Source organism: Streptomyces sp. NBC_01381, assembly GCF_026340305.1.
Lineage (GTDB): Bacteria > Actinomycetota > Actinomycetes > Streptomycetales > Streptomycetaceae > Streptomyces.
In genome coordinates, this window is sequence record NZ_JAPEPI010000002.1 from 3,398,022 (window position 1) to 3,413,843 (window position 15,822).

General features: G+C 70.7%; 13 protein-coding genes. 8 read left to right on the forward strand and 5 right to left on the reverse strand.

Annotated features, from left to right (window positions below; genetic code table 11):
- Positions 1 to 95: 95 nt before the first annotated feature.
- Positions 96 to 1,379, forward strand: coding sequence for a lipase family protein (locus OG453_RS36540; protein ID WP_266872834.1), 1,284 nt, complete (start codon positions 96 to 98; stop codon positions 1,377 to 1,379).
- Positions 1,380 to 1,404: 25 nt separating this feature from the next.
- Here OG453_RS36540 and OG453_RS36545 read toward each other — a convergent pair whose 3' ends face one another.
- Together OG453_RS36545 and OG453_RS36550 are read right to left on the reverse strand one after the other, a co-directional pair.
- On the reverse strand, positions 1,405 to 2,655 hold the full coding sequence (locus tag OG453_RS36545) for a cytochrome P450 (RefSeq protein WP_266872835.1): 1,251 nt from the start codon (positions 2,653 to 2,655) through the stop codon (positions 1,405 to 1,407).
- 240 nt (positions 2,656 to 2,895) lie between these two features.
- Complete coding sequence (locus tag OG453_RS36550) at positions 2,896 to 3,285, reverse strand: hypothetical protein (protein ID WP_266872836.1); 390 nt, start codon at positions 3,283 to 3,285, stop codon at positions 2,896 to 2,898.
- Positions 3,286 to 3,457: 172 nt separating this feature from the next.
- Here OG453_RS36550 and OG453_RS36555 point away from each other — a divergent pair, with 172 nt between their 5' ends.
- The 7 genes from OG453_RS36555 to OG453_RS36585 all read left to right on the forward strand — a co-directional run bounded on the left by OG453_RS36555 (position 3,458) and on the right by OG453_RS36585 (position 11,803).
- Positions 3,458 to 3,832: a hypothetical protein gene (locus OG453_RS36555; protein ID WP_266872837.1), complete on the forward strand. Its 375-nt coding sequence runs from the start codon at positions 3,458 to 3,460 to the stop codon at positions 3,830 to 3,832.
- Between the two features lie 111 nt (positions 3,833 to 3,943).
- Positions 3,944 to 5,059, forward strand: coding sequence for a PLP-dependent cysteine synthase family protein (locus OG453_RS36560; RefSeq protein ID WP_266873263.1), 1,116 nt, complete (start codon positions 3,944 to 3,946; stop codon positions 5,057 to 5,059).
- Positions 5,056 to 6,348 carry an MFS transporter gene (locus OG453_RS36565; protein WP_266872838.1) on the forward strand — a complete coding sequence of 431 codons (1,293 nt, stop codon included), beginning with the start codon at positions 5,056 to 5,058 and terminating at the stop codon, positions 6,346 to 6,348. Before OG453_RS36560 ends, OG453_RS36565 begins: the two co-directional genes overlap by 4 nt.
- A gap of 124 nt (positions 6,349 to 6,472) precedes the next feature.
- Positions 6,473 to 7,066 (forward strand): PadR family transcriptional regulator, encoded by a 594-nt coding sequence (locus OG453_RS36570; RefSeq protein ID WP_266872839.1) that lies wholly within the window; start codon positions 6,473 to 6,475, stop codon positions 7,064 to 7,066.
- The gene (locus tag OG453_RS36575; protein ID WP_266872840.1) at positions 7,063 to 8,787 is read left to right on the forward strand and encodes an acyl-CoA dehydrogenase family protein; all 1,725 of its coding nucleotides are present in this window, start codon (positions 7,063 to 7,065) and stop codon (positions 8,785 to 8,787) included. The genes OG453_RS36570 and OG453_RS36575 overlap by 4 nt, the downstream gene beginning before the upstream one ends.
- Positions 8,788 to 8,919: 132 nt before the next feature.
- Positions 8,920 to 10,455 (forward strand): alpha/beta hydrolase, encoded by a 1,536-nt coding sequence (locus OG453_RS36580; RefSeq protein WP_266872841.1) that lies wholly within the window; start codon positions 8,920 to 8,922, stop codon positions 10,453 to 10,455.
- Between the two features lie 169 nt (positions 10,456 to 10,624).
- Positions 10,625 to 11,803 (forward strand): 4-hydroxybenzoate 3-monooxygenase, encoded by a 1,179-nt coding sequence (locus OG453_RS36585; RefSeq protein WP_266872842.1) that lies wholly within the window; start codon positions 10,625 to 10,627, stop codon positions 11,801 to 11,803.
- Positions 11,804 to 11,837: 34 nt separating this feature from the next.
- Here the strand turns inward: OG453_RS36585 and OG453_RS36590 are convergent, their stop codons facing one another.
- The 3 genes from OG453_RS36590 to OG453_RS36600 form a co-directional block, all read right to left on the reverse strand.
- Positions 11,838 to 13,229, reverse strand: a complete 1,392-nt coding sequence (locus OG453_RS36590; RefSeq protein ID WP_266872843.1) for an NADP-dependent succinic semialdehyde dehydrogenase — start codon at positions 13,227 to 13,229, stop codon at positions 11,838 to 11,840.
- Positions 13,230 to 13,352: 123 nt separating this feature from the next.
- On the reverse strand, positions 13,353 to 14,297 hold the full coding sequence (locus tag OG453_RS36595) for an aldo/keto reductase family oxidoreductase (RefSeq protein ID WP_266872844.1): 945 nt from the start codon (positions 14,295 to 14,297) through the stop codon (positions 13,353 to 13,355).
- Positions 14,298 to 14,403: 106 nt separating this feature from the next.
- Positions 14,404 to 15,783 (reverse strand): alpha-amylase family protein, encoded by a 1,380-nt coding sequence (locus OG453_RS36600; protein WP_266872845.1) that lies wholly within the window; start codon positions 15,781 to 15,783, stop codon positions 14,404 to 14,406.
- Positions 15,784 to 15,822: the final 39 nt, after the last annotated feature.

Sequence of the window (15,822 nt, forward strand, 5' to 3'; positions counted from 1 at the left end):
ACACCACCGACCTCTGCACGCCTATGGCTGTCTTACTGACGGGTCAGTACGGTGCTGCCAACCCCCCTTGCCCACAGGAGAGTTGGGAGAGCCGCATGATGTCAGCGTTACGCAGACGGCCGGTGGCCGCAGGCGCCGTGCTCGCGGTGGCGGTGCTCGGGCTGCCCGGGTCCGCCGCCGCGCAGAGCGTGGACGCGCCGGCCGCCGAGAAGGCCCTCGGCGCCGGAGAGCAGCGGAACGACAAGCACCACAAGCCCGGCAAGAAGCCGGGGAAGCCAGGGAAGCCGGGAAAGCCGGGCAAAAAGACCGACCCCGGCGAGATCCTCGGCTCGGAGCCGTCCTCGTTCCAGTACACGCCGGGCGTCCCCACCCCCACCAAGGCCTGGAAGATCACCTACCGGTCGACATCGGCCGACGGGAAGTCCAACGCCGTCTCCGGAACCGTGATCGTCCCCGACGACGGCAAGACCACCCCGCGCCCGCTGATCACATACGCCGTCGGAACCGTCGGCCTCGGTGACAAGTGCGCGCCGTCCGCCGGATTCCCGGGCGGTACGACGGCCGAGGCGCCGCTCGTCAACGCCGCGCTGGTACGCGGCTACGCGGTCGTCGTCACGGACTACGAGGGCCTCGGCACACCCGGCGACCACACCTACATGGTCGCCAAGGCGCAGGCCACCGCGGTTCTCGACGCGGCTCGCGCGGCCCAGCGGCACCCGGAGGCCGCGAAGTACGGGGTCGCCAAGGAGGCGCCCGTCGGGATCATGGGCTACTCGCAGGGCGGCGGCGCCAGCGCGAAGGCCGCCGAGCTGGCCGCGACGTACGCCCCCGAACTGAAGGTCAAGGGCACGGCGAGCGGCGGTGTGCCCGCCGATCTCGCCAAGGTCGCCGACTCGCTGGAGGGCGGGGACAGCGCGGGCTATCTGCTGATGTCCGCCGTCGGGCAGAACGCGGCCAACCCCGCCCTGAACCTCGACAAGTACCTCAACGACGAGGGCCGCAAGCTTGCTGAAGTGGTCCGGAACGAATGCGTCGGGACGGCCTTGGAAGCAGGGCGCGGCAAATCGATCGAGGACGTGACGACGTCCAACCCGCTGGACCAGCCGGACTGGCAGCAGGCCATCGCCGATCAGTTCATCGGGGCCGAACGGCCTTCGGCGCCGACGTTCCTCTACCACGGGGACGCGGACGAGACGATCCCCTACGCGGTCGGGCAGAAGCTGCGCGCCGACTGGTGTGCGAAGGGGCACGCCGTGCAGTGGACGACCTTCGCCGGGCAGTCCCATGTGGGGACGGCGATTCAGGGCAACGGCCCGGCGCTGGAGTGGCTGGGCCAGCGCTTCGCCGACCAGCCCACCTCCGGCAACTGCGGCACGTAGGCAGCTGAGGTGACCTGACGACCGGTCACGGTACCGGCCGCACCGGCAGCTTGCGCACACTGTTGCCCACGAAGGAGGCGTGGCGCGGCAGTTGGGCTTCCGGTGCGGCGAGGTCCAGGTCCGGGAAGCGGGTGAAAAGCCGCTCCAGGGCGATGGTGGCCTCCATGCGGGCCAGCGGCGCGCCGACGCAGAAGTGCGGGCCGTGGCCGAGGGAGAGATGCCGGGTCGCGGTGTCGCGGGTGAGGTCGAAGCGGTCCGCGTCGTGGCCGTGGGCCCGCTTGTCACGGCCCGCGGCGGAGTAACCGGCAAGCACCGGTGTGCCCTTGGGGATGACGGTGCCGTCGAGCGTCAGGTCGCGGGTCGGATACCGGAAGGGGAAGTAGCTGACGGGGCTGTCCCAGCGCAGGGTCTCTTCCACCGCCGCCGACCAGGGCACCTCGCCCGACTGGAGCAGAGCGAGCTGATCGCGGTGCGCGCACAGGGCGCGTACGGCGTTGGTGATCAGGTTGAGGGTGGTCTCGTGCCCCGCGATGATCGTGAGCATCAGGGTGCCGAGCAGCTCGTGCGGGCCGAGCCGGTCGCCGTTCTCCTCACGGGCCGCGATCAGCGCGCTGGTGAGGTCGTCGCCGGGGTCGGCGGCGCGGGCCGCGGCGACCGAACCGAGGACCTCCACCATCTCCCGGTTGGCTGCCATCGCCTCCTTGGGACCGATGTCGGTGGCGACGATCTGGTTCGACAAGTGATGCAGCCGGTCCTGGTGCTCGGCGTCCACGCCGAGGAGCTCGCAGATGACGCCCATCGGCAGCGGCAGGGCGAAGTGCGTACGCAGGTCCGCGATTCCGTCTCCCGCGGCGGCGGCCCGGTCGAGCCGGTCGAGCAGCGTGGTGGTCAACTCCTGGACCCGCGGCCGCAGTTCCTCCACTCGCCGGGCGGTGAACGCCTTGCTCATCAGGGAGCGCAGCCGCCGGTGGTCGGCGCCGTCGGCCGTGGTCATGCCCTGGACCGTGGCGAACGTCCGCAGCGGCCAGCCGTCGGCTATCTCCCCGGCCTGTAGCGCGGCGAAGTGCTGGGCGTTCTTGGCGACATCGGGGTGTGCGAGGAACTCCTTGAGCGCGTCATGGCCGAGCACCGCCATGCCCGCCACCTCGCCGGGCAGGACCACCGGCGTCACGTCGCCCTGCGCGAGCAGCCGGGCATTGTCCGCGTGCGGGCAGCCGCCGGCCGGGTCCAGGCGGTGTGTGCGGCCGGCCGCGGCGTTCACCGGTGACGTGTTCAACAGGGAGTCTCCTCGTCGAAGGGGGACGGGTCGGGACGTGTGGCGATCGACATGCTCGCGGCTGCCCCCGAGAAATGACACCCCTGTGATGCCATCCAGGGGCCCTTGGCGCCGTCCTGGCAGGAATGGCTTGTTCACGCGATGTTCGCGGAGATCTTGAAGCCGCGAGCGCGGGCAAGCGGTTAGGATCACGGCGTGATGACAGCCAGGTCACTTTCCGGTGTGTTGCGGAGTCGCTCATCAGCGGCTCCGCTGCGTCTCCTTGGCCTTGGCCTGATCCTCTTCGGTCTGCTGTACACCCATGCGGCGAGCCCCGATGCGACGGTGGGTCACCTGAAGTCGGCAGAAGGCGTCTCGGCGCAGGTCGTCGACGCCCGGCACTCCGCCACCGTGCCACGCGCCGCGAGTGCCGCGCACGAGCATGACGCCCCCGACCGGCCGAGCGGCGGTCACGGAGACCACGGCGGGCAGCACGCCTTCGAGGAATGTGGCCTCGGGCAGCCGTCCCAGGGGCCCGAAGTGGATGTCCCCGCGCTGTCTCCACTGGGCCTGGCGGTCGAGGACGAGGCGCCGCACATCGCGCACGTCCATCCATCTGCCGTACGGGGCTTCGTCGTTCCGATACCGCATGCGGCGGAGTCCCCTGTTCTGCGTATCTAGGTCAGCGCTTCTCGGCGTCTGACCTCCCTCCTGTGCCCTTCTGCGCGCGGCGTGGGGATGGTCGACGGTTCACAGCCGCCCCCACCCATTTCCTGCCCTGCCCGGGATGTCCCGGCGCGGGCAGCCGCCGCACGGAGGATCTGTGCAGCCCTGCTCCGTCGATCCGCGCCTCAGGCACCGGATCGTCCTCATCTGGACTGTTCTGAGCGTTCTGCTCCTCACGTTGGTGCCGTGCGCCGCCGAGCCGTCACATGAGGCAGCCCACACGCCGAGCCGCTCCGGCCAGGCGTCGAGCTCGCCGCCGGCGCCGGAGGCGCGCGAGGACTGTTCCGTCACCGACCCGGGCCCCAGCAGGCCCGCTCCAGCACCCGTACGCGCCCTGCCGTACGCGCCCGCGGTCTCCACTTCGCAGAGCACCGTCCGGCCACCCGCCGATGGGCTCTTCGGCGGGGCGCACGGACCGGCGCCGAGCGGCGGCCGGACCACTCTCGCCGCCCTGTGCAGGTGGCTGATCTAGAAGCGGCCCTTGCGGTCGGCCCCGGTCGATCCGCCGCACGGCGCGCCCGACAAGCGCTCCGTGCGAGACGAGCGCCCGCACAGCTTCTACAGCGAAATGAGAGCGAACCAGATGCACTCCCTGACCACGAGTGACTTCCATCCCGCGGGATCCAGTCTCCAAGGGCTCGTCGGAAACACCCCCTTGCTGCGGGTGTCCGAGCCGTTCACCCCGGCCGACCGGGGATTCTGGGCCAAGCTGGAAGGCTTCAACCCCGGCGGCATCAAGGACCGCCCCGGACTCCACATGGTGGAACGGGCCCGCACCCGCGGCGACTTGCAGCCGGGAAGCCCCATCGTCGAGTCGACGAGCGGCACCCTCGGTCTGGGCCTCGCCCTGGCCGGAATGGCCTACGGCCATCCCGTCACCCTCGTCACCGACCCGGGCCTCGAACCCTCCATGACCCGGCTCCTTGCCGCCTACGGCGGCACGGTCGACATGGTGTCCGAACCACACCCCACCGGCGGCTGGCAGCAGGCCCGCCGGGACCGGGTGGGCGAACTCCTCGCCGAGCTGCCCGGTGCCTGGTGCCCCGATCAGTACAACAACCCCGACAACGTCGCCGCGTACACACCCCTGGGCCTCGAACTCGCCTCCCAGATGGGCCATGTCGACGTACTCGTCTGCAGTGTCGGCACCGGCGGCCACTCGGCGGGCATCTCCCGGGTCCTGCGTCAGCTCTACCCCGAGCTGCGGCTCGTCGGGGTGGACACCGTCGGTTCGACCATCTTCGGCCAGCCCGCGAGGCCCCGGCTCATGCGCGGGCTCGGGTCGAGCATCTACCCGCGCAATGTCGCGTACGAGAACTTCAGCGAGGTGCACTGGGTCGCACCCGCCGAATCCGTCTGGGCCTGCAGGCAGTTGGCGGCATCCCACTACGCGACGGGCGGCTGGAGCGTCGGAGCCGTCGCGCTCGTGGCCGGCTGGCTCGCCCGCACGCTCCCCAAGGACACACGGATCGTCGCGATCTTCCCGGACGGACCTCAGCGCTACCTGGAGACCGTCTACGACGACCAGTACTGCGCCGACAAGGGCCTGTCGGGGGTGGTCCCCGCGCCGGAACCGGAGGTGGTGGGCCGGCCCGACGAGAAGGAAGTGAACCGCTGGACCCGCTGCGCCGACGTCGTCGACCCGCTCTCGCTCCTGGCCAAGGACCGCGGCGAAGGCGTGGAAGGAGCGGACCGGTGAAGGGCACCATCGCGCAGGTCCGTTCCTACGACCGGAGCGTCCAGCTGCTCCTCGCCAATCAATTCACCATCAACCTCGGCTTCTACATGCTGATGCCGTACCTGGCACAGCACCTGTCCGGCTCCCTCGGGCTGGCCGGCTGGCTGGTCGGACTCGTCATGGGCGTACGCAACTTCAGCCAGCAGGGCATGTTCCTCATCGGCGGAACGCTCGCCGACCGGTTCGGCTACAAGCCGTTGATCGTCGCCGGATGCGTCCTGCGCACCGTCGGCTTCGCGACGCTCGGCCTGGTGGACTCCGTGCCGGCGCTGATCGCGGCATCGGCGGCCACCGGCTTCGCGGGGGCGCTCTTCAACCCCGCGGTGCGCGCGTATCTGGCCGCCGACGCGGGGGAGCGCCGTGTGGAGGCCTTCGCGCTGTTCAACGTCTTCTACCAGGCGGGCATTCTCCTCGGCCCGTTGGTGGGCATGCTGCTGACCGGAGTCGACTTCCGGATCACCTGCCTCGTCTCGGCGGCGATCTTCGCGCTGCTCAGCGTCGTACAGATCCGCGCGCTGCCTGCCCGCCGGGGCACCCGAGGAGGCGAAGGCGCTGCCCGGGAAAGTGTGCTCTCCCAGTGGCGCGGTGTGCTGGCCAACCGGGCGTTCCTGCTCTTCTCCCTCGCCATGATCGGCTCGTACGTCCTGTCGTTCCAGGTCTATCTGGCCCTGCCGCTGGAGGTGCGACGCGTCGGCGGGGACGGCGAGTTCGGCACCGTCGCCGTGGCCCTGCTCTTCGCCGCGTCCGGTCTGGCGACCATCCTCGGCCAGACCCGGGTGACGGCCTGGTGCAAGGAGCACCTGGATCCGGGGCAGGCGCTTGCCTGGGGTCTTCTGATGATGGGCGCTGCGTTCCTGCCGCTGCTCGCGGCCACGGCGCTGCCCGTTCCGGGTGGCGGGACCGGCCGCTGGCTCCTTGCCGCCGTTCCGCCGATGCTCGCGGCACTGATGCTGGCCCTGGGCACGATGGTCGCGTACCCCTTCGAGATGGACACCATCGTCCGGCTCTCGGGTGACCGTCTCGTCGCCACGCACTACGGCCTGTACAACACCATCTGCGGCATCGGGATCACCGCGGGCAACCTGCTGACCGGAGCGGCCCTGGACACGGCCCGGGAGGCCGGCATGTCCGCGCTGCCCTGGCTCGCGCTGCTCGTGGTGGGGCTCGGCTGCTCGGCCGCGCTCTACGGCCTGCACCGGGCGGGCCGCCTTGAACCCGCCGCGCCACCGGCACAGCCGGCGACGGTCTGACCGGATCCGCAGCTGACCGGGGGCGGGCGGTGATCCCGCCCGCCCCTGGTCCGAGGGGGTGAGCCGCGTCTCACCGGGGCGGTCGCCCTTGCCTATGCAACTAGTTGCACAGCAAGATCCAGGTATGGCGATCGAGCACGCGATCCTCGTGTCCCTCCTTGAGCAGCCGGGCTCGGGTTATGAACTGGCCCGCAGGTTCGAGCGGTCCATCGGATACTTCTGGACCGCCACCCACCAGCAGATCTACCGCGTGCTCAAGCGGATGGAGAGCGACGGCCTGCTCGATGTCCGGGATGTGCCGCAGCAGGGCCGTCCGGACAAGAAGGAGTACGCCGTCGCCGCCGAAGGACGGGCCGCGCTCTCCGCATGGCTGCACGAGCCGATCGAACCCGAGAGCGTCCGGCACGACCTCGCCGTGAAAATCCGGGGCGCGGCCTTCGACGACCCGGCCGCGCTGATCCGCGAGGTGGAGCGGTACCAGCAGGTGCACACCGAGCGCCTCGCCCACTACCTCGCGGGCGAGGAGCGCGACTTCCCGGGGTCGGGGGCGCCCGCCGCCGGTCCGCCCGACGCCGGCCGTGAGCTCCAGCACGTCGTGCTGCGCGGCGGCATCGCGTACGAGCGGATGACGCTCCTCTGGCTCGACGACGTGCTCGCCACCCTCCGCCGACTCGCCACCACCCCTCACACCCTCCGAGCCGAAAGGCGTGACCCATGACCGACGCGCTCCTGTTCAACCCGCGCACCTACGACCCGGCGCACTTCGACCCCGAGACCCGCAGGCTTCTTCGCGCCACCGTCGACTGGTTCGAGGAGCGCGGCAAGCGGCAGTTGATCGAGGACTACCGGACCCGTGCCTGGCTCGGCGACTTCCTCGCCTTCTCCGCCAAGGAGGGGCTGTTCGAGACGTTCCTGACGCCGTCGTCGGCCGCCGGTGACGGTGAGGGAGACAAGCGCTGGGACACCGCCCGCATCGCCGCCCTCAACGAGATCCTCGGCTTCTACGGCCTCGACTACTGGTACGCCTGGCAGGTCACCATCCTCGGCCTCGGCCCGGTCTGGCAGAGCGACAACGCCGCCGCCCGCGAGCGCGCCGCCGAACTCCTCGCCCAGGGCGAGGTGTTCGCCTTCGGCCTCTCCGAGAAGTCGCACGGCGCCGACATCTACTCCACCGACATGCTCCTGGAGCCCGACGGCCAGGGCGGCTTCCGGGCCACCGGCTCCAAGTACTACATCGGCAACGGCAACGCGGCCGGGCTGGTCTCCGTCTTCGGCCGCCGCACCGACGTCGAGGGTCCGGACGGCTACGTCTTCTTCGCCGCCGACAGCCGCCACGACGCGTACCACCTCGTCAAGAACGTCGTCGACTCGTCGAAGTACGTCAGCGAGTTCCGCCTGGAGGACTACCCGGTCGCCCCGCAGGACGTCCTGCACACCGGCCGCGCCGCCTTCGACGCCGCCCTCAACACCGTCAACGTCGGCAAGTTCAACCTGTGCACCGCCTCCATCGGCATCTGCGAGCACGCGATGTACGAGGCCGTCACCCACGCGCAGAACCGCATCCTCTACGGCCGCCCCGTCACCGCATTCCCGCACGTGCGGCGCGAGTTGACCGACGCGTACGTCCGGCTCGTCGGCATGAAGCTGTTCAGCGACCGGGCCGTCGACTACTTCCGCTCGGCAGGACCCGACGACCGCCGTTACCTCCTCTTCAACCCGATGACGAAGATGAAGGTGACCACGGAGGGCGAGAAGGTCATCGACCTGATGTGGGACGTCATCGCCGCCAAGGGCTTCGAGAAGGACAACTACTTCGCCCAGGCGGCCGTCGAGATCCGCGGCCTGCCCAAGCTGGAGGGCACGGTCCACGTCAACCTCGCCCTGATCCTCAAGTTCATGGGCAACCACCTCCTGAACCCGGCCGAGTACGAGCCGGTGCCCACCCGCCTCGACGCGGCCGACGACGACTTCCTCTTCCGGCAGGGACCGGCCCGCGGCCTGGGCTCCATCCGCTTCCACGACTGGCGCACCGCCTACGACGCGTACGCCCACCTGCCCAACGTCGGCCGCCTGCGCGAACAGGCCGACGCCCTCTGCGAGTTCGTCACCACCGCGGCCCCCGACGAGGAGCAGAGCCGCGACCTCGACCTGCTGCTCGCCGTCGGCCAGCTCTTCGCGCTCGTCGTGCACGGCCAGCTGGTCCTGGAGCAGGCGCGTCTGACGGAGCTCGACGAGGACGTTCTGGACGAGCTGTTCGCCGTCCTCGTACGGGACTTCTCCGCGCACGCCGTCGAGCTGCACGGCAAGGACTCCGCCACCGAGCAGCAGCAGCGCTGGGCGCTCGGTGCCGTGCGGCGTCCGGCCGTCGACGAGGCGCGTGCGGGCCGGGTCTGGCAGCGCGTCGAGGCACTGTCGGGGGCGTACGAGATGGCGGAGTAGCCGTCACCACTCCCGCTCCGGTCCGGCGCCCGCCCTCAGCCTCTACAGGGCTGAGGGTAGGGCTGGCCACAGGAAGAACTCGGGGGATGGCCGGGGCGAGACAGAGCGGTGCCGCGGCCTAGCGTGCGGTGCATGCGGATGAACTCCTATATACGGGCTGCTGTTTCCGGTGTGGCGATACTGACCGTGGGGGCGGGCCTTTCACCCGCCGCTGCCGCCGACGAGGCGACGGGGCCGCCGGGCCTCGCGCGCTACCACGGTCAGTCCGTCGACTGGCACGACTGCACGCTCGGCCCCGACGACAGCACCGGAAAGAAGCTGGACGCCGCGGGCGCCCAGTGCGCCGACCTGACCGTGCCGCTCGACTACGGCGACCCCGGCGGCCGGACCATCACCGTCGCCGTCTCGCGCCTCCGGGCCACCGACCGCGCGCACCGTGTCGGCCCGCTGCTGCTCAACAACGGCGGCCCCGGCGGCCCGAGCCTCGAGATGCCGGTCACCGTCGGCGAGACCATGGGGAAGGTGGCAGGGAAGTACGAACTCATCGGCATGGACCCGCGGTTCGTCGGCCGTTCCACGCCCCTTGACTGCGGCTGGGACATCGGCTCGATGGTCTTCTCGGCCGGCGCCGACCGGGCCGGATACCAGCGCTCCGTCGCACGCCAGCGGGACCTGGCCGAGCGGTGCAAGCGGACGAACGGCGACGTGCTGCCGCATGTCAGCACCCGCAACACCGCCCGCGACATGGACGTCGTCAGGGCCGCGCTCGGCGCGAAGCGGATCTCCTACCTCGGCTACTCGTACGGCAGTTACCTCGGCGAGGTCTACACCGAACTGTTCCCCGGCCGCACCGACCGCATGGTCCTCGACGGAGTCATCGACCCCGCCCGCTACAGCCAGACCCTGCTCGCGGACGCCACCGGAGCCAACGAGCGGGCCCTGCGCGCCTGGGCGGCATGGACCGCGGCCCGCGACGACACCTACGGGCTCGGTGACACGACCGGCGCCGTCCTTGCCACCGTGCGCCACATCCACGAGGCCGCGGCCGACAAGCCCTTGCGGGTCGGGGAGTTCCGGGTCGACGAGCACTCCCTGCCCGTCGTCTACTTCGGCGGTCTGGGCGGCGACCGCGACGAGAACCGCGCCGTTCTGGCCACCATGACCAGGACGCTGGAGCGAGCCGCCGACCGCGAACACGTCGACGCGGGGCCGGAGTTGAGCGAAGTACTGACCTACCTGACGACCGAGGCGGGCTCGCACCAGGGCAGCGTGCAAGCCGCCATCCTCTGCGGGGACGTCGCGACCCGTCGCGGGACCGACAGCTACTGGCGCGACATCCAGGCCGCCCGCGACAAGGCCCCCTTCGCCGCCCCGCTGACGTACAACATCTCCGCCTGCGAGTTCTGGGACGCCCCGGCCGAGAAGCCGACCGTCGTCGACAACGACGTACCGGCGCTCCTGGTCAACGCCACCGGCGACACACGGACCACCTACTCCGGGGCCCGCCGGATGCGTGACCAGTGGTCGAAGTCCCGGCTGCTCACCCTCCCCGGGGCGAACCAGCACGGCGTCTACGGCGACTACGGCAACGCCTGCACCGACCGGCGGGTCAACGCCTACCTGGCCACCGGGAAGCTGCCCGAGCGTGACGTGACCTGCCGCGCCTAGCCCGCGGTTCGTGCCCGGGGTTGGACCGCACCCGAGCCCGCCTGCTGGGACCGGCAGGCGGAGGGCCCTTCGGGAAGGGTGCGGTCCAAGTCCCGTCCCCGGGTGTGCTGTTCGGGTTCCCCGAAACCGGCGGGCCATGCCTCTCTCGCGCTCACGCCATAATGTGCGGATGGCTGTCGTCGTCGTGGGCGCCGGACCCGCGGGTCTCACCGTCGCCAACATCCTCCGTGCTGCATCCGTGGACTGCGTGGTCCTCGAGACGGAGAGCAGGGAATTCATCGAACAGCGGCCCCGCGCGGGCTTCTTGGAGGAGTGGGCGGTGCGCGCCCTGGAGGAGCGCGGGCTCGCCGACCGGCTCCTGGAACACGCGACGGCGCACAGCGAGTGCGAGTTCCGCAGCGCGGGGGAGCGGCACCGGTTCCGCTACGCCGAGCTGTCAGGCCACCGCCATTTCGTCTATCCCCAGCCGCTGTTGGTGACGGACCTGGTGCGCTCCTACGCCGATGTCGCGGGCGGCGACATCCGTTTCGGCGTACGTGATGTGGAACTGCACGGCCTCGACACGGACCGGCCATCGGTGTCGTACACGGACCCGGATACGGGTGAGCGGGTGCGCGTCGAGTGCGACGCCGTCGCCGGCTGCGACGGGGCGCGCGGTGTGACGCGCGCCTGCCTGCCCGAAGAGCAGGTGACCGTCGCCCGGCACGACTACGGCATCGGGTGGCTGGCGCTGCTCGCCGAGGCGCCACCGTCGTCGGACTGTGTCGTCTTCGGACTCCACCCCCGCGGCTTCGCCGCCCACATGGCCCGCAGCCCCGAGATCACCCGCTACTACCTGGAGTGCCCGCCGGGTGACGACCCGGTCAACTGGCCCGACGAGCGGGTGTGGTCCGAGCTGCACGCCCGCCTCGCGGCGGACGGCGCGCGGCCGCTCACCGAAGGGCGGATCGTCGAGAAGCGCGTCCTGGACATGCACAACTACGTCGTGGAGCCCATGTCCTACGGGCGGCTCCACCTCGCCGGCGACGCCGCCCACCTCGCGGCCCCGATCGCCGCGAAGGGCATGAACCTCGCGCTGCACGACGCGTTCCTCCTCGGCGACGCGCTCGTCGCGTACGACAAGGACGGTGACGACAGCGGGCTGCGCGGCTATTCGGCGGCCTGTCTGCCGCGGGTGTGGCAGTACCAGGAGTTCTCGCAGTGGTTCGCGGACGTGCTGCACGGGACGTCGTCCGGTGACCCCTTCAAGGCGGGCACCGCGGGTGCCCGCCTGCGCAGGGTGCTCGGCTCGCGCGCCGCGGCGGCCGCCTTCGCCGAGCTCTACATCGGCAGGGAAGCCGACAACTGAGCCGGTGAAGGCGGGAGTTGAGCCTTGGGGTCGCCTACGGCCCGTACCAGACCGTCGTCATGTTGCAGAACTCGCGGATGCCGTGCCCCGACAGCTCACGCCCGTAACCCGAGCGCTTCACGCCGCCGAAGGGCAGGCCGGGGTGGGACGCCGTCATGCCGTTGAAGAAGACGCCGCCCGCCTGGATGTCCCGCGCGCAGCGCGCCATCTCGTCGTCGTCACGGGTCCAGACATTTGAACTGAGCCCGAACGGCGTCGTGTTGGCGAGGTCCACGGCCTCGTCCAGGTTCGCCACGCGGTAGAGCGTGGCCACCGGGCCGAACGCCTCCTCGCGGTGGATGCGCATCTGCGGGGTGACATCGGCGAGGACGGTGGGGGAGTAGTACCAGCCCCGCTCCTGCTCCTTGGGGCGCTGCCCGCCGCACAGCGCGGTGGCACCGTGGCCCAGCGCGTCGTCGACGAGCTCCTCCAGGTCGGTGCGGCCCTGCTCGGAGGCGAGCGGGCCGACGTCGGTCTCCTCGTTCATCGGGTCGCCGACGGTCAACTCCCGCATTCCGGCGACGAATCGGTCGCGGAACGCGTCGTAGACGTCGGCGTGCACGATGAAGCGCTTCGCGGCGATGCAGGACTGGCCGTTGTTCTGCACGCGGGCCGTCACCGCGACCGTGGCGGCGCGGTCGATGTCGGCGCTCGGCAGCACGAGGTAGGGGTCGCTGCCGCCCAGCTCCAGGACGGTCTTCTTGATCTCGTGGCCCGCGATGGATGCCACCGACTGGCCCGCCGGTTCGCTGCCGGTGAGGGTCGCCGCGGCCACCCGCTGGTCGCGCAGGATGCCCTCCACGGCACCCGAGCCGACGAGCAGCGTCTGGAAGCAGCCGTGCGGGAACCCGGCGCGCAGGAAGAGATCCTCCAGGTACAGGGCCGTCTGGGGGACGTTCGACGCGTGCTTGAGCAGCCCGACGTTCCCGGCCATCAGGGCGGGGGCGGCGAAGCGGACGACCTGCCAGAGCGGGAAGTTCCACGGCATCACCGCGAGCACGGGGCCGATCGGCCGGTAGCGGACGACCGCCCGGGACGCGCCGGAGTCCGCCACATCGGCCGACGCGGGGTGCTCGTCGGCGAGCAGTGCCTCGGCGTGCTCGGCGTACCAGCGCATGGCCTTGACACACTTGGCCGCCTCGGCCCTCGCGGCCTTGACGGGCTTGCCCATCTCCGTCGTCATCGTGCGGGCGACGAAGGGGACGTCCTCCTCCAGAAGGTCCGCGGCCAGGTTCAGGAGCCGGGCCCGCTCGGCGAATTCGGTGAGGCGATGCTCGGCGTACGCGGCGTCGGCGGCCGCGAGGCGGCGCTCGACCTCCGCGTGCGCGAGCGGCTGGAAGGTCTCGAGCGTCTCGCCGGTGGCGGGATTGACCGTGGCGATGGGCATGCCGTTCCTCCTCGGGGCGCCTGGGCGGCGTCCGGACGATGCGTCCCCCGGGATTTCCAGCGTAGGGGGACGGAGCCGAGGGGGCACGTGCACGAGCCGTGGTCGTTTAGGGCAATGCTTCACCTAGGGCAACGGTTCACCGCGGGCGGCGACCCACAGCTCGTACCACTCCTCGTGCGTGAGGTCCGGCTCGCGGTGTGCGGCGTCGCGGCAGGCGAGGATGCGCTCGGGCCTGCTGGTGCCGATGACGGGCGCGATACGGGCCGGATGACGCTGAAGCCACCACAGGAGGATCGTCTCCGGCGTCGTCTGCTTGCGCTCGGCCAAGCCGGTGACGAGCCGCCCGGCCGGTGAGTCCTGGCCTCCGCTGTAGCGGCCCTGGGCGAGGGACCCCCAGGCCTGCAGCTGGAGACCGTTGGCGGCGCAGTACTCGATCGTTCCGTGAGGGAAGCCGTTGCCGGTCGCGGCCGGCGTGTTGAGGAGCACGCCGGACTCGACCCAGTCGCGGCTGCCCAGGCTCATCTCCAGCTGATTGGCGACCAGCGGAACGTCGAGATGTGCCTGTAGGTGGGCGATCTGCGCGGCGCTCATGTTGGACACGCCGAAGTGGCGCACCAGGCCCTGCCCGTGGAGCGAGGCGAGCGCCTTCGCGATCTCGTCGGGGCCGGTCAGCGGGTCGGGCCGGTGCAGCAGCAGTACGTCGATGACATCGGTGCGCAGCCGGGTGAGGCTCTCCTCGACGCGCCGGACGATGCTCGCCTCCCGCAGGTCGTACAGGCCGGGGCGCTCGCCGTCGGTGAGCCGGATGCCGCACTTGGTCTGCAGGAGGATGCGCCCGCGCAGTTCGGGCGCCCTGGCGAGGACCTCGCCGAAGACCGCCTCGGACTTGCCGTGCCGGTAGATGTCGGCGTGGTCGAACGCCGTGATGCCGACGGCGAGCGCGGCTTCCACCGACGCCTCGGCGTGCGCGATGTCGGCGGCCGTGTACGGCGTGGTGTCCCAGGTCCCGCCGAGTCCCATGCACCCGTACAGCAGACGGTGGGTGCGTACGTCGGACTGTGCTGTCATGCCACTCCCTCGATGATGGATCCGGCCATCGTCCGATGACGACCCCGGACATCCTCGCGCGGGTGCCGCCGTCCTGGGAACGGCGGCACCCGCGCGAGGCGCGGCGTCAGCCGGACTTTGCCCCGGTGTGCAGGGCCAGGGCACTGCGCGCGGGCAGCTTCGTCTCGATCTTGCCGTCGTCGCCGACGATGACCGTGTTGCCGTCGCAGCTGTCCGGCGAGGCCTTGGCAACGTTGCAGTACGTGCCGCCGGGCAGGGACGTCGCGAAGGTCTGCGTCAGCTCGCCGTCGCCGTTGTTGAGGGCGACGAATCCCTTGGCGCCGCGGCCGAAGGCCAGCGCGCTGCCGCCGTTGTCCCACCAGTCGGTCAGCTCGGCCGAGCCCACCTCGTTGCGGAACCCGACCAGGCCGGTGACCGCCTTGTCGGCGTGCGTGTCCGTCCAGCCGTCGGCGCCGCTCGGCGGGCCCGCATCCTTGTCCGACCACTCGTAGCCGGAGTACACGTTGGGCGAGCCGTAGGGCGACGCGAGCATGAAGACGTTGGCCAGCGTGTAGCTCGCGCCGTCCTTGTAGGTGAGCGTCGAGCCGTTGCGCTCGGTGTCCCAGTTGTCGACGAACGTACGGGCCGAGCCGCTGCCCAGCTTGCCGTCCGCGACGGACTTCAGCTGGGCGATGGAGCCGCCCTGGAAGGCGCTCTTGAGGTGCCCGCCGTAACGGAACTCGTCGACGTCACCGATGCCCGTGTACTCCTCGGGCTGAACCGCCTCGCCGCCGCCGTGGATGACCTCCGACACCCAGTAGCCGGGGTCGCTCATCTTGCCCTTGATGGCGGCGATGTCGTCGGCCGCCATGTGCTTGGCGGCGTCGATGCGGAAGCCGTCCACGCCCAACGACCGCAGATCGCCCAGGTAGTTGGCGATCGTGGTGCGGACCGCGTCACTTCCGGTGTCGAGGTCGGCGAGGCCCACCAGCTCGCAGTTCTGGACGTTGTCGCGGTTGGTGTAGTCGTTGATGTTCGAGCGGCACGTGTGGAAGTCCGCGTCCTGGAAGTACCCGGGATAGCCGTACTTCGTGTACGCGGTGCCGCCGGTGCCCGTCCCGGAACCGGCCGCCATGTGGTTGATGACGGCGTCCGCGATGACCTTCACGCCCGCCTTGTGGCAGGCGTCGACCATGCCGGCGAACGCGTCGCGGTCACCGAGCCGTCCCGCGATCTTGTAGCTGACGGGCTGGTACGAGGTCCACCACTGCTCGCCCTGGATGTGCTCGGTGGCGGGTGACACCTCGACATAGCCGTATCCGGCGGGGCCGAGCTGATCGGTGCAGGCCGTGGCGACGTCCTTGAACGGGCGCTCGAACATGGTGGCCGTGACGGTCTTCTCGCCGGGGGGTGTCGCCTGTGACTGCCAGGGCGCGAACGTGGCGAGGCCGGCCGCGGCGAGTATTCCGGCCGACACCCCGCCCAGCAGGCGGAATCGGTGGTGCATGGATGCGGCTCCTTCGAGGAACGGGCACGGGAGTGCCCA

Bases quoted from the DNA above. Each gene is read 5' to 3' on its own strand.
- OG453_RS36540 (WP_266872834.1), top strand. From the start codon at position 96: ATGATGTCAGCGTTACGCAGACGGCCGGTGGCCGCAGGCGCCGTGCTC.
- OG453_RS36550 (WP_266872836.1), bottom strand. From the start codon at position 3,285: ATGCGGTATCGGAACGACGAAGCCCCGTACGGCAGATGGATGGACGTG.
- OG453_RS36560 (WP_266873263.1), top strand. From the start codon at position 3,944: ATGCACTCCCTGACCACGAGTGACTTCCATCCCGCGGGATCCAGTCTC.
- OG453_RS36570 (WP_266872839.1), top strand. From the start codon at position 6,473: ATGGCGATCGAGCACGCGATCCTCGTGTCCCTCCTTGAGCAGCCGGGC.
- OG453_RS36575 (WP_266872840.1), top strand. From the start codon at position 7,063: ATGACCGACGCGCTCCTGTTCAACCCGCGCACCTACGACCCGGCGCAC.
- OG453_RS36580 (WP_266872841.1), top strand. From the start codon at position 8,920: ATGCGGATGAACTCCTATATACGGGCTGCTGTTTCCGGTGTGGCGATA.
- OG453_RS36585 (WP_266872842.1), top strand. From the start codon at position 10,625: ATGGCTGTCGTCGTCGTGGGCGCCGGACCCGCGGGTCTCACCGTCGCC.
- OG453_RS36590 (WP_266872843.1), bottom strand. From the start codon at position 13,229: ATGCCCATCGCCACGGTCAATCCCGCCACCGGCGAGACGCTCGAGACC.
- OG453_RS36595 (WP_266872844.1), bottom strand. From the start codon at position 14,297: ATGACAGCACAGTCCGACGTACGCACCCACCGTCTGCTGTACGGGTGC.
- OG453_RS36600 (WP_266872845.1), bottom strand. From the start codon at position 15,783: ATGCACCACCGATTCCGCCTGCTGGGCGGGGTGTCGGCCGGAATACTC.